The sequence below is a fragment of the Azoarcus sp. TTM-91 genome (assembly GCF_012911025.1).
Classification (GTDB): Bacteria; Pseudomonadota; Gammaproteobacteria; order Burkholderiales; family Rhodocyclaceae; genus Azoarcus.
Map to the genome: position 1 here is coordinate 1 of NZ_WUEI01000128.1, position 12,113 is coordinate 12,113.

The window sequence follows — 12,113 nt, forward strand, 5'->3', positions numbered from 1 at the left end:
CAATAAGCCGCCCCCGCCGCCCCGCTCTCGCCCTTGAAGGACTGGGCCAGGCGCAGCGCGGCGTTGCGCAGCAACAGGGTGTCGACGCCAACGGCGGCGAAACGTGCCCCTTTCTCGCAATAACCGCGGGCGGTGGCGGGATCGGAGGCGAATACGCCGGCGGCCTTGCCGGCGGCGGCGATGCGGGCGAGCGCGTCTTCCACCGCGGCCTTCACCTCCGGGTGGCCGGGCTGGCCGAGGTAGCCGAGCGAGGCGGCGAGGTCGGAGGGGCCGACGAAGATGCCGTCCACGCCTTCCACCGCGGCGATGTCCTCGATGGCGGCGAGGCCGGCGCGGGATTCCACCTGCAGGATCAGGCAGACCTCTTCATCCGCGCGGGCGAAGTAGTCCGGCACGCCGTTCCAGCGCGCCGCCCGCGCCAGCGCGGTGCCGACGCCGCGGACGCCAGCCGGCGGGTAGCGGGTGGCGGCGACCAGGGCGCGGGCCTGCTCGCCGGACTCCACCATGGGCACCAGCAGGGTCTGGACGCCGATGTCGAGCAGGCGCTTGATGGCGGCGACGTTGTGGTCGGCGGTGCGCACCACCGGGCTCACCGGATAGGCGGCCAGGGCCTGCAGCTGGGCGAGGACGGTGCGCAGCTCGTTGGGGCCGTGCTCGCCGTCCACCATCAGCCAGTCGTAGCCGGTGCCGGCGACGATCTCGGCGCTGTAGGGATCAGCCAGGCCGAGGAACAGGCCGATCAGCGGCTGGTCGGCGGCGGGCGCCGCCAGGGCGCGCTTGAAGCGGTTTTCGGGCATCTGCATGGGAGGACTCTCGCGAAGGCGGATGGGCTGGGCGCGCGGCGGCTCAGACGAAGCGGCAGGCGATGCAGCCCAGCGGGCCGTAGTCTACGTGGAAGGTGTCGCCGGCGCGCGCCGCCACCGGCCGGGTGAAGGAGCCGGCGAGGATGACCTGCCCCGGCTCCAGCGCGACGCCATGCGGCGCGAACTTCTTGGCCAGCCAGGCGATGCCGTTGGCCGGATGGTTGAGCACGCCGGCGGCCACGCCGGTTTCCTCGATGACGCCGTTGCGGTAGAGCAGCGCCGCCACCCAGCGCAGGTCCACATCCATCGGCTTCACCGCGCGGCCACCCATCACCAGGCCGGCGTTGGCGGCGTTGTCGGAGATGGTGTCCATGACGCGGCGCGGGCGCTTGCTGTCGGGGTCGATGCGGTGGCAGCGGGCGTCGATGATCTCGATCGCCGGGATCACGTAATCGGTGGCGGAGAGAACGTCGAACACGCTGACGTCCGGCCCCTCCAGCCTGTCCTTGAGGATGAAGGCCAGCTCCACCTCCACCATCGGCAGGATGAAGCGCGACAGCGGGATGTCGGCGCCTTCGTTGTAGAACATGTCGTCAAGCAGCGTGCCGTAGTCGGGCTCGTCGATCTGCGAGGACATCTGCATCGCGCGCGAGGTCAGGCCGATCTTGTGGCCCTTGATCGTGCGGCCCTCGGCGAGCTTCAGACGTATGCCCTCGCGCTGCACCGCGTAGGCGTCGGCGATGGTGATCTCCGGGTGGTCCAGCGACGGCGCGCGCACCTGTTCGCGGGTTTTCTCGGCCTGGTGCAGCCGCAGCGCGATGGCGGCGATGGTCTCTTGGGGCAGCATGGTCTTGTCCTTTGGTGTGGGGCGCCGGCCGCTCAGGCCTTGCGGTAGCGGGCGTGGATGTTGTTGTGCTTCCAGGTGCCGGCCTCGGAGAACTCCTGCAGCTCCAGCGACAGCGCCAGGTAGCGGCGGTCGAAGAGGGCGGCGAAGTGGGCCTTCATCATGTCGAACAGCTCGTCGCCGGTCTTCTGCCGCGCCTCGGCGCTGCGGCCGGCGCCGATCTTGACGGTGGCATGGACGAAGGCGTCATCCGCGCTGCCGTCGGCGACGCAGAAGTCGGTGAGTTCGATGGCGCGCGAGCGGATGCCGCCGACCGGGAACACCCCCTGGGCGATCATCACCGCGTTGGCCTTCTTCAGCAGGCCGGGGAGGTCGCCCTCGGCGCGAAGGTTGGCGGAGTATTCGAAGATGAGGTGGGCCATGGTGCGGGAGTCCGTGAAAGGTATTGGTGGGCGGCTGCGCAAGGTCGGGGGGAAATGGGAGCGGAGGCGATTCAGCAGGCCTTGGCTTTTAGGCCCCTCTCCCCTGGCGGGAAAGGGGACGGCCGTTTGGCACTCCAGGCCGTATTACGCCCCTGCGGGGCGTCCTCCTCTCCCCGGCCCTCCCCCTCGAGGGGGAGGGGGAAAGACGCCGGTGGCTCGGAGGGGTGTTGCGTTTCAACTGGCCTCCCGCCTTCAGCTCAGACCGGGAACACCGCATTGATCTGCCCGGTGCCGGAGCTGCCGAAGAAGGGGGTGATGACCTCCACCTTGCCGCGGTACTCGTCCCAGCCCAGCGCGCCCAGCAACATCGCGGTGTCGTGCATGAAGCCTTCGCCGTGGCACTTGTCGGCGTACTCCGGCAGCATTTCGCAGAAGGTCTTCCAGTCGCCGCGCTGCCACATGTCCACCACCGCGTGGTCCATGGTTTCCAGGAAGGGGCTCCACATCTTGTGCATGAACTCCTCGGCGACGCCGTTCTGGGCGAAGCGGTGCGACAGCGAGCCGCTGGCGAAGAAGGCGACCTTGCCGTCGTAGTGGGCTTCCACCGCCTTGCGCATGGCCGCGCCCAGGCGTACCGAGTCCGCCAGGTTATGCACGGTGCACAGCGCCGACACCGACACCACCTTGAAGTGCTGGTCGGCGTTCATGTAGCGCATCGGCACCAGGGTGCCGTACTCCAGCGCCAGCGTGGTGGCGTCGTGGGCGCGGGTATTCACGCCCTCGGCGGTGCACACCTCGGCCAGCAGCTTGCCCAGCGCCGGGTTTCCCGGGTAGGCGTAGGGCATGTTCTTGATGAAGTGCGGCAGCTCGTTGCTGGTGTACACGCCTTCGAAGTGCGGCGCGCAGTTCACGTGGTAGCCGCTGTTCACCAGCCAGTGGGTGTCGAAGACGACGATGGTGTCCACGCCAAGCTCGCGGCAGCGGCGGCCGATCTCGATGTGGCCGTCGATGGCGGGCTGGCGGCAGCCCTTGTGCGGACCATCGAGTTCGGACAGATACATCGACGGTACGTGGGTGATCTTGGCGGCGAGGGCGAGTTTGCCCATGGTGTTCTCCTCTTGCGCTTTCCTGTGGTTATGGAACTCCGGGTCGCTCTCTGCCGGAGCCGGCGGCGGGCCGCGTTCTGTGCGCGCTCGGCCGCCGTGTTGCTGTTGTTTCCCTGCCGGTTCGCATGCCACCGCCGCCCGCGCCCTCGGGCACCAGATGCCGGAGGGCGCGGGCGGCGGTGGCGGTGACTCAATGGCTCACACGCCCCTCATACGCCCCAGCGCGGAATCGGGTGGCTGCCGTACGAGATCGCCACGTTCTTGGCCTCGCAGAACACTTCGTAGCTGTAGTGGTTGCCCTCGCGCCCGGTGCCGGAGGCCTTGGTGCCGCCGAAGGGCTGGCGCAGGTCGCGCACGTTTTGGCTGTTCACGAAGGTCATGCCGGCGTCGATGGCCTTGGCCATGCGCAGCACGCGGCCGGTGTTCTCGGTCCAGAGGTAGGAGGACAGGCCGTAGGGCGTGTCGTTGGCGATGCGGATGGCCTCTTCCTCGGTCTTGAACGGGATCAGGCAGGGTACCGGGCCGAAGATTTCGTCCTGAGCGATCTTCATGCGGTTGTCCACATCGGCGAATACGGTGGGCTGCACCCAGTTGCCGCCGGCCAGATGCGCCGGCACTTCGGGCTTGCCGCCGCCGAGCACCAGGCGGGCGCCCTCTTCCTGGCCGATCTCGATGTAGCGCGTCACCTTCTCCCAGTGGCCGCGGCTGATCATCGGGCCGATGATGGTGTCCGGGTCCAGCGGGTCGCCCACCGTCAGCTTGGCGGCGCGGGCGGCGAAGTCGGCGACGAAGCGTTCGTAGATGCTGTGCTGCACGATGATGCGGCTGCCGGCGGTGCAGCGCTCGCCGTTGTTGGAGAAGATCATGAACAGCGCGGCGTCCAGCGCGCGTTCGTAGTCGGCGTCGTCGAAGATCACGAAGGGCGACTTGCCGCCCAGCTCCATCGAGAACTTCTTCAGCCCGGCGGACTTGACGATGCGGTTGCCGGTGAGCGTGGAGCCGGTGAAGGAGATGGCGCGCACATCCGGATGGCTGACCAGCGCTTCGCCGGCGGTGTGGCCGTAGCCGTGCACCAGGTTGAACACGCCCGGCGGAATGCCAGCTTCCAGCACCAGCTGCGCCAGCCGGGTGGCGGTGAGCGGTGACAGTTCGGACATCTTCATCACCGCGGTGTTGCCGAAGGCGAGGCAGGGCGCGGTCTTCCAGGTGGCCGTCATGAAGGGCACGTTCCACGGCGAGATCAGCGCCACCACGCCCACCGGCTGCCACAGGGTGTAGTTGAGGTGGCCGGTGTCGGAATCGTAGGTTTCGCCGTGCTGGTGCTGGATGAGTTCGGCGAAGTAGTAGAAGTTGTCCGCCGCGCGCGGGATCAGCGCCTTCTTGGTCTGGCCGATGACCTGGCCGCAGTCGCGCGTTTCCAGCTCGGCCAGCTCCGGCACATGGGCGGCGATGAGGTCGCCCAGGCGGCGCAGCAGGCGGGCGCGCTCCTTCACCGGGGTGGCGGCCCAGCCGGGGAAGGCGGCCTTGGCGGCGGCCACCGCGGCGTTCACTTCGTCCTGACCGCCGCTGGCGACGCGGGCGAGCACTTCGCCGGTGGCGGGATTGAGGGTGTCGAAGCTTTCGGCGCTGCCGACTTCGCGGCCACCGATGATGTGTTGGATGGTCGTCATTGCGCGTGTGCTCCTTGGCCTGCGGCGCCGAACCAGCCGGCGTCGTCGACGATGGTGTTGGTGAGGCAGCCTATGCCTTCGATCTCGGTGTCGACCACGTCACCGGCGCGGACGTCGGCCAGCCCTTCCGGCGTGCCGGTGAGGATGAGGTCGCCGGGCGAGAGCGTCATGAAGGACGACAGGTATTCGATCAGCGTCGGCACGTCGAAGATCATGTCGGCGGTGCTGCCTTCCTGGGTGGTGACGCCGTTCACCCGGGTGGTAAGGCGCAGCGCCATCGGGTCGGGCACGTCAGCGCGGTCCACCAGCCAGGGGCCGAGCGGCGTGCAGGCGTCGCGGTTCTTCACCCGCAGGTTGGGGCGGTACCAGTTCTCCAGGTAGTCGCGGATGGCGTAGTCGTTGGCCACGGTGTAGCCGGCCACATGGTCATACGCATCTGACTTGGCGATGCGGTAGCCGGCCTTGCCGATCACCACCGCCAGCTCGCACTCGTAATGCATGTAAGTGGCATCCGCCGGGCGGCGGCTGAAGCTGCGGTGGCCGGTGTAGGCGTTCGGCCCCTTGAGGAAGACCAGCGGCGCTTCCGGCGCCTTGAAGGCCAGCTCCTTGGCGTGGTCGGCGTAGTTGAGGCCGAGGGCGAACACGGTGCGCGGCTGCACCGGCGGCAGCCAGGTGACTTCCGCCTGGCCGACGATGCGGCCATCGGCCAGCCGCAACTGGTCCGCGCCGTGAGGCTGCGCCTCGTGGATGCCGCCCTGCCAGGCGATGCGTGCGCGCTTCATCGTGCTTCCTCCGCAATGCTGAATTCCAGCGCGCCCAGCGCGCCGCCGGCGATGCGCACCTTCGTGCCGGGAGCGGCCTGCGGCGACTGGTATTCCACGCCGACCAACAGCACGTCGCCGGTTTGCAGCGTCATGAATTCCGAAACGTCGGCGATCAACTGCGGCACGCCGCGCACCAGGTCCGCCAGCGTGCGCTCGGCCACAGGCAGGCCATCGAAGAAGGTGTGCAAGGTGATGTCGCCCAGGCGGCCGGCTTCGGCCACCGGCACCACCCGGGCGGCGACCGGGCAGGCGCCGTCGAAGCACTTCTCGCGGATCGCCGGCCGGTAATAGCTGGCGTGCGGCAGGCTGAGGTCGGCCACCAGCAGGTAGCCGGCCACAGTCTCCAGCGCATCCGCCGGCGTGCGGCGCGCCGCCGGCGCACCGAAGACGATGCCGACGGTGGCGGCCACTTCAACCCGCGCCTCACCCTGCGGCAGGCGCACCGCGGCGCCCTCGCCCACCAGGGTGTTGGCCGGCTTGATATAGAGCACCGGCGCCTTGGGCGCGCCCTTGTAGGGCGCTTCGGCGGCGGCCGCGCCGAGGCGGGCCACCGAGACGCGATCATTCATCACCACGCCGTACACCGTGCCGGCAAGCGGCAGGGGTTTGCTTGTCATCGTGTGTGTCTCCTCAACCCAGTGCATGCACCAGCCACAGCGCGAGGCCAGGCACGAACACCAGCAGGATGATGCGCGCGAAGTCGGAAGCCAGGAAAGGCATCACCCCAAGGGCGGTGTCCTTCATCGGCACGTCGCGCGCCAGCTTGTTGATCACATAGAGGTTCATGCCCACCGGCGGATGCACCAGGCCGATCTCCACCACCATCAGCGCCAGGATGCCGAACCAGATGGACTTGTCCGCCTGGCTCATGCCGAAGAAATCCAGGCCCATGATCATCGGGTAGAAGATGGGAATGGTGAGCAGGATCATCGCCAGCGAGTCCATCACGCAGCCCAGCAGCACGTAGATGGCCAGCACCGCGAACAGGATGGCCAGCGGCGGCATGCCGGAATCGCGCGCCCAGTTGGCCAGCTCGGTGGGCATCTGCGACAGCGCCAGCGCCGAGTTCAGCAGGTCGGCGCCGATCAGCACCATGAAGATCATCGCGGTGGCGTGAGCGGTGCCGAGAATGCTCGCCGACAAGCCCTTCCAGCGCATGCCGCCGGTGACGAAGGCGAGCACGCCGCAGGCTGCCGCGCCGATGGAGGCCGCTTCGGTGGGATTGGCCCAGCCGCCGTAGATGCCGACGATGACCACCAGGAACACCAGCAGCACCGGGATGATGCCGACCTGAGCCTTGATCATCTCGGCAACGCTGGCCTTTTCCCCCGCCGGACCGGCTTCCGGATTGCGGCTGACGATGATGCGGATGACCAGGATGTAGCCCAGCGCGGCGACGATGCCGGGGATGACCGCGGCGACGAACAGCTTGCCGATGGATTCCTGCGTCAGCACCGCATAGATCACCAGCGGTACCGACGGCGGAATCAGGATGCCCAGCGTGCCGCTGGCCGCCAGCGTAGCGGTGGCGAGCTTGCCGGAGTAGCCGCGCTCGCGCAGTTCCGGCAACGCCACCTGGCCCATGGTGGCGGCGGTGGCCAGCGAGGAGCCGCAGATGGCGCCAAAGGCAGCGCAGGCGGCGGTGGAAGCCATCGCCATGCCGCCCTTCCAGTGGCCGATCAGCGTGCCGGCGGCACGGAACAGCGCCTTGGACAGGCCGCCGTGGGTGGCGAACTGGCCCATCAGGATGAACAGCGGGATCACCGCCAGGTCGTAGTTGGAAAGCCGGGCGTAGACCAGGTTGTTCAGCGTGTACAGCAGGCCGTCCGCCATGCCGCTGTTCATCACCAGGTAGATGCCGGCACCGGCGATGAACATCGCCATGGTGATGTGGATACGGACGGAGAGCATCGCCAGCAGGGCGCCGAAACCCAGCAGGCCGACAGCGGTGCCGCTCATTTGGCCACCTCCGGCACGGCAGCCCGCTCCAGCCCGCTGGCCGCCGGCATCGCCTTGCGGCGGAAGAAGGCGATGGCCGCGCGGTAGAAGGCGCACAGCGAAGTCAGCGCCAGGCTGGGCACCAGCGCCGCCACCGGAATCCACACCGGCAGCGATACCAGCGTGGTCACCTCGCCCACCTCATGGATGGAGATGGCCGACAGCGCAGTGCGCCAGGCCAGCACCGCCACCGCGATGGCGAGGATGAGGTCTGCGCTGCCGTCCATCCAGCGCTTGCGCGCCGCCGGCAGGTGCTCGGTGAAGAAATCCACCTTCAGGTTCTCGCCCATCAGCGCGCAGTACGGCAGGAAGGCGGCAGCCGCAACCGCGGTGCCCGCCTGCATCAGCTCGATGTCGCCATTCACCGAGCCAAAGCCCAGCTTGCGGCCGACGATGGACACCAGCGACATCGCCATCAGGCTGAGGAAGAGCGCGCCGCCGGCGTAGGCCAGCAGCTTGCAGATCCCGCTCAGCGCGGCCTCCGCCGCGTTGCGCTGCCGCAGTTCGGGCGGCAGCCCCATAGGTTCGTTCATAGCTGTCTCCTCCGTGCTTTCTTGTTATTGGCCGCTGGCCAGCGCGCGGGCGGCGTCGGCCAACTTGCGGCCATCCACGCCCTTGGCGCTCACCTGCTTGATCCACTCTTCCTCCACCGGCTGGGCGGCCTTCTTCATCGCTTCCAGTTCGGCATCGGAGAGCTGCACCACCGCGTTGCCGTGGCTCGCCACCTTGGCGCGGGTGGCGGTGGCCACCTCGTCCCACACGCGACCGAAGTTCGTCACCAGCGCGGCGCCGCTGTGCTTGTCCACGACTGCCTTGAGGTCGGCCGGCAGGCTGTCGTACTTCTGCTTGTTCATCAGCATCGCCAGCACCGTGGTGGAGGGATAGGGCTTGCCTGCCGCCGGCTGGGCGTGGAACTTGGCCACTTCGTCCAGCTTGGTCGGCAGCACCACTTCCCAGGCGCCCATGGCGCCATCCACCACGCCCTTGGCGATGGCCTCGGTGACCTGCGCCGGCGGCATCGCCACCGGTTCGCCGCCGAGCGCGGCCAGGGTCTTGGAGGCCATGCGGGTGGGCGCGCGCAGCTTCAGGCCGGCGATGTCCGCCAGGCCCTTCACCGGCTTCTTCGCGGTATGCAGTGCCACGCCGCCATCCACGTGCACCGCCAGCACCTTGTAGGCGTCGAATTCCGCCTTGGCGTACTGCTCGTAGTAGGACCAGGCTGCGCGGCTGCCGCTGCTGGCGTCGGAGACGACGAAGGGCAGCTCCAGCGCTTCGATCAGCGGGAAGCGGCCGGCGGAGTAGCCGGGCGCGGTCCACACCACGTCGGCCACGCCGTTCTTCACCTGGTCTGCGAGCTGGGCGGGGGTGCCGCCGAGCTGCATCGCCGGGAAGAACTGGCACTTGATGCGGCCGCCGGAATCCTTGGCCAGCGCATCGCACCAGGGCTGCATCACCTGCTGCTGGGCGGGCGCCACCGAGGGCAGGAAATGGGCGATCTTGAGGGTCACCTCCTGCGCGAACGCGGGCAGGGACAACACGCAGGCGGACGCCGCGACCAACAGGCGCTTGTTCATCTCTTCTCCTCTCTCCTGACACGTGCCTGGGCGGCACGATTACTTAATATGTTAGCAATTTGATCACTAAGATATTAGTGAGTCAACTGCTAGAATCGGAGCCAAGGAGATTTATGATGAATGACCGCATTCCCCGCAGCGCGGCCCGCAAAGCCGCAGCAGAGACAGGACGAGGCACCCCAATGAGCGCCCCCATCGCCCACCGCAACCTGCCGCAGTTGCTGCTGAAAGCACGCGAGACCCTGCTCGCCCACTTCCGCCCGATCATCACCCACTTCGGCTTGACCGAGCAGCAGTGGCGGGTGATGCGCACGCTGAGCGAACAGGGCGAGATGGAGCCGCGGCAGATCTGCGAAGCCTGTCAGATCCTCAGCCCCAGCCTCACCGGGGTGCTGCTGCGCATGGAGGAACTCGGCCTGGTGGAGCGCCGCCGGGTGCCGGAAGACCAGCGCCGCATGCTGGTCAGCCTCACCCCCCGCAGCCTGGACATCATCGGGCGCATGGCGCCGCTGATCGAGCAGCAGTACCGCCGGCTGGAAGAGGCGGTGGGCAAGCCACTGCTGGACGAAACCTACGCCCAGCTCGACCGCCTGCTCTCCACCCGGCTGGACGCCGTGGCCACGGTGGACCTGCCGCCCAGCGACGCACCGATGAGCGCCCCGGCCCGCCGGCGCAAGGCGGCGAGCGAGGACGAAGCGCGCGACTGAACGCCCCGCGGTTCCGCTGCAGCGCGCAATGGAAACGCCCCGCGCGCAGGACTGCCGAAACGCCGGCCAAGGGCTTAAGCTTGGCGACCGCAAGGAAAAAACAAGCGCGCGGCAAAGACCGCGACGCAAGGAGACAGAGCATGGACTTCCCCCGACCGGAGGCAGCAGCCGGCACGTCCGGCGTCGCCGTCAACTCCCCCGCCCGCTGGGCCGATCTCGTCAACACCCGCTTCCTGCCGCTGGAGGTGCAGCCGCGCCGGCGCGACCGCTTCCGCGCCCAGCTCGACGTGGTGGCCGGTGAGTCCGCGCTGCTCGCGCTGGTGCAGTCCGACGCCCACCGGGTGGAGCGCACCGCTCACCACGCCGCCCACGCCGAGCGCGGCTGGTTCAAAGCGCTGTGGCAGATCGACGGCCGCAGCGAAATCGCCCAGGGCCGCAACCGGGCAAGCCTGCAGGCCGGCGACTGGACGGTGTACGACACCGCCCTGCCCTACCGCGTGGACATCGACGACGGCGCCCGCTTCGCCGTGCTCCTGCTGCCGCACGAGCGCTGCCCCGAATGGCGCGGCGTGGCCGACCACCTGTGCGGCGCCGCGCTGCAGGCGGACGCCGCCTCCCGCGGCGCCCTCTACGCCTTGCTCTCCCTCGCCGGCAATGCCGCGCCCGAGGGGCTGCGCGGCGCGGATGCGGTGGTCGACGCCGCCACCCAGTTGCTATCGCACTCCCTGCTGCAACAGGCCGCCACCCGCGCCGCCGACGACCGCGGCGGCCGCCGCCTCGCCGAAGCCCGCCGCCATGTGCTGGACAACCTGGACGACCCCGCCCTCGGCCCCGACAGCCTCGCCGCCGCCCTGCACGTTTCCCGCCGCTCCCTCTTCCTGCTGTTCCGCGACCACGGCCTCACCCCCGCCGGCTTCATCCTCGAAACCCGCCTGGAACGCTGCCGCGCCGCCTTGGCCGACCCCGCCCGGCAACACCGCACCATCACCGACATCGCCCTGGACCACGGCTTCACCGACAACGCCCAGTTCAGCCGCGCCTTCAAGAGCCGCTACGGCGTAGCGCCGCAAACCTGGCGGCGGGGGCTGTCGGAGTAGGCCCAGCCGCTCGAATTACCAGCACGCCGGCGTTCCACCCCTCTCCCGCAAAAGGAGAGGGGCGCCCCCCTCCCCCATCCAACGAAATTTTCACAAGCCCTGGGAAATACTCCTGCCGCGGGAGTGGAAAGAAAGCTGCCGCGCTTGCCGGAGCCTTCCATGCACCTGCCTCGCAAACCCCTGAATTGGCTGCTCATCGCCGCCGCCGTACTGGTCTTTCCGCCACTGGGGCTGGCCGGCTGGAAGCACCTCTATCCGACGGTGACCGGCGACGGCTGGCAGTCGCGCGTCTACGCCGACGAGATCGAACGCGTCAGCGCCCTGATACGCGACACCGACGGCGTGCTGCTGGCCTCGCAGGAATACCTGCACGGCAAAGGCACGGTGCTGCGGCTCACCGCCGACGGCAAGCGCACCGCCATCGTATCCGGCCTGTACAAGCCGGACGGCTTCGCCCGCTACCGGGGCGGCATCGCCATCGGCCAGGAGAACGACGGCAAGGCGCTGCTGTGGCTGCATGAGGGCAAGACCGAGCCGCTGTTCACCGGCAACAGCATCGAGGGTGTCGCCAGCGACGGCGGGCTGCTCTACGCCATCGAGGACCGCGACGACGGCCGCCTGCTGCGCTACGACGCCGCCACCGGCAAGGTCGAGGTGCTGCGCGAGCATCTGCAGCAGGCCGAAGCCATCGCCGTCTGCCCGGATGGCCGCCTGCTCTACACCGAGAAAAAGAAGGGCCATGTGAAGCAATGGCAGGCCAGGGGCGAGGACAACACGCTGGTCGGCGGCCTCAACGAACCCGGCTTCCTGCTGTGCGATGCCAAGGGCGTGTGGATCACCGAAGACGCCACCCACATGGCCCGCCTGCTGCTGCTCAAGCCGGACGGCGAGCTGGAGACGGTGCTCAGCCACCTGCGCTCGGCGCAGACCATCCTGCCCGAAGGCCACGGCCACTACCTGCTGGCCGAACAGGGCCGCAACCGCATCCTCGAAATCGCGCCGGCAGACGACGCCTCCTGAGGCGCCCGCCAGGCCCGCAGCCCCGCGTCCCCCCAGGGCTGTCTCTTA

The 12,113-nt window shown here is 68.7% G+C and carries 13 protein-coding genes; 3 read left to right on the forward strand and 10 right to left on the reverse strand.

Annotated elements, in window-relative coordinates:
• The 10 genes from hpaI to GRF61_RS21040 form a co-directional block, all read right to left on the reverse strand.
• The coding region (gene hpaI, locus GRF61_RS20995) for a 4-hydroxy-2-oxoheptanedioate aldolase (protein WP_169152572.1) at positions 1 to 803 on the reverse strand (803 nt) is incomplete at its 3' end.
• 43 nt (positions 804 to 846) lie between these two features.
• On the reverse strand, positions 847 to 1,650 hold the full coding sequence (hpaH, locus tag GRF61_RS21000) for a 2-oxo-hept-4-ene-1,7-dioate hydratase (RefSeq protein WP_169152573.1): 804 nt from the start codon (positions 1,648 to 1,650) through the stop codon (positions 847 to 849).
• A 32-nt stretch (positions 1,651 to 1,682) separates the two neighbouring features.
• Positions 1,683 to 2,069, reverse strand: a complete 387-nt coding sequence (locus tag GRF61_RS21005; RefSeq protein WP_169152574.1) for a 5-carboxymethyl-2-hydroxymuconate Delta-isomerase — start codon at positions 2,067 to 2,069, stop codon at positions 1,683 to 1,685.
• Positions 2,070 to 2,326: 257 nt separating this feature from the next.
• Positions 2,327 to 3,175 (reverse strand): 3,4-dihydroxyphenylacetate 2,3-dioxygenase, encoded by an 849-nt coding sequence (gene hpaD, locus GRF61_RS21010; RefSeq protein ID WP_169152575.1) that lies wholly within the window; start codon positions 3,173 to 3,175, stop codon positions 2,327 to 2,329.
• Between the two features lie 209 nt (positions 3,176 to 3,384).
• Entirely contained in the window at positions 3,385 to 4,845 is a 1,461-nt protein-coding gene (hpaE, locus tag GRF61_RS21015; RefSeq protein ID WP_169152576.1) for a 5-carboxymethyl-2-hydroxymuconate semialdehyde dehydrogenase, read from the reverse strand.
• A complete protein-coding gene (locus tag GRF61_RS21020; RefSeq protein WP_169152577.1) occupies positions 4,842 to 5,627 on the reverse strand; it encodes a fumarylacetoacetate hydrolase family protein in 786 nt (261 codons plus the stop codon). The genes hpaE and GRF61_RS21020 overlap by 4 nt, the downstream gene beginning before the upstream one ends.
• Complete coding sequence (locus tag GRF61_RS21025; protein WP_169152578.1) at positions 5,624 to 6,286, reverse strand: fumarylacetoacetate hydrolase family protein; 663 nt, start codon at positions 6,284 to 6,286, stop codon at positions 5,624 to 5,626. Before GRF61_RS21025 ends, GRF61_RS21020 begins: the two co-directional genes overlap by 4 nt.
• Positions 6,287 to 6,299: 13 nt before the next feature.
• Positions 6,300 to 7,628 carry a TRAP transporter large permease gene (locus tag GRF61_RS21030; protein WP_169152579.1) on the reverse strand — a complete coding sequence of 443 codons (1,329 nt, stop codon included), beginning with the start codon at positions 7,626 to 7,628 and terminating at the stop codon, positions 6,300 to 6,302.
• Positions 7,625 to 8,200, reverse strand: coding sequence for a TRAP transporter small permease (locus GRF61_RS21035; RefSeq protein WP_169152580.1), 576 nt, complete (start codon positions 8,198 to 8,200; stop codon positions 7,625 to 7,627). Before GRF61_RS21035 ends, GRF61_RS21030 begins: the two co-directional genes overlap by 4 nt.
• Positions 8,201 to 8,224: 24 nt before the next feature.
• Entirely contained in the window at positions 8,225 to 9,241 is a 1,017-nt protein-coding gene (locus tag GRF61_RS21040) for a TRAP transporter substrate-binding protein (protein ID WP_169152581.1), read from the reverse strand.
• Positions 9,242 to 9,423: 182 nt separating this feature from the next.
• Here GRF61_RS21040 and hpaR point away from each other — a divergent pair, with 182 nt between their 5' ends.
• The 3 genes from hpaR (at position 9,424) to GRF61_RS21055 (ending at position 12,065) form a co-directional block, all read left to right on the forward strand.
• Positions 9,424 to 9,948: a homoprotocatechuate degradation operon regulator HpaR gene (gene hpaR / locus GRF61_RS21045; protein ID WP_169152582.1), complete on the forward strand. Its 525-nt coding sequence runs from the start codon at positions 9,424 to 9,426 to the stop codon at positions 9,946 to 9,948.
• A 140-nt stretch (positions 9,949 to 10,088) separates the two neighbouring features.
• Complete coding sequence (locus GRF61_RS21050) at positions 10,089 to 11,045, forward strand: helix-turn-helix domain-containing protein (protein ID WP_169152583.1); 957 nt, start codon at positions 10,089 to 10,091, stop codon at positions 11,043 to 11,045.
• A 159-nt stretch (positions 11,046 to 11,204) separates the two neighbouring features.
• Positions 11,205 to 12,065: a hypothetical protein gene (locus tag GRF61_RS21055; protein ID WP_169152584.1), complete on the forward strand. Its 861-nt coding sequence runs from the start codon at positions 11,205 to 11,207 to the stop codon at positions 12,063 to 12,065.
• Positions 12,066 to 12,113 lie beyond the last annotated feature (48 nt).

Bases quoted from the DNA above. Each gene is read 5' to 3' on its own strand.
- hpaH (WP_169152573.1), bottom strand. From the start codon at position 1,650: ATGCTGCCCCAAGAGACCATCGCCGCCATCGCGCTGCGGCTGCACCAG.
- GRF61_RS21005 (WP_169152574.1), bottom strand. From the start codon at position 2,069: ATGGCCCACCTCATCTTCGAATACTCCGCCAACCTTCGCGCCGAGGGC.
- hpaD (WP_169152575.1), bottom strand. From the start codon at position 3,175: ATGGGCAAACTCGCCCTCGCCGCCAAGATCACCCACGTACCGTCGATG.
- hpaE (WP_169152576.1), bottom strand. From the start codon at position 4,845: ATGACGACCATCCAACACATCATCGGTGGCCGCGAAGTCGGCAGCGCC.
- GRF61_RS21020 (WP_169152577.1), bottom strand. From the start codon at position 5,627: ATGAAGCGCGCACGCATCGCCTGGCAGGGCGGCATCCACGAGGCGCAG.
- GRF61_RS21025 (WP_169152578.1), bottom strand. From the start codon at position 6,286: ATGACAAGCAAACCCCTGCCGCTTGCCGGCACGGTGTACGGCGTGGTG.
- GRF61_RS21030 (WP_169152579.1), bottom strand. From the start codon at position 7,628: ATGAGCGGCACCGCTGTCGGCCTGCTGGGTTTCGGCGCCCTGCTGGCG.
- GRF61_RS21035 (WP_169152580.1), bottom strand. From the start codon at position 8,200: ATGAACGAACCTATGGGGCTGCCGCCCGAACTGCGGCAGCGCAACGCG.
- GRF61_RS21040 (WP_169152581.1), bottom strand. From the start codon at position 9,241: ATGAACAAGCGCCTGTTGGTCGCGGCGTCCGCCTGCGTGTTGTCCCTG.
- hpaR (WP_169152582.1), top strand. From the start codon at position 9,424: ATGAGCGCCCCCATCGCCCACCGCAACCTGCCGCAGTTGCTGCTGAAA.
- GRF61_RS21050 (WP_169152583.1), top strand. From the start codon at position 10,089: ATGGACTTCCCCCGACCGGAGGCAGCAGCCGGCACGTCCGGCGTCGCC.
- GRF61_RS21055 (WP_169152584.1), top strand. From the start codon at position 11,205: ATGCACCTGCCTCGCAAACCCCTGAATTGGCTGCTCATCGCCGCCGCC.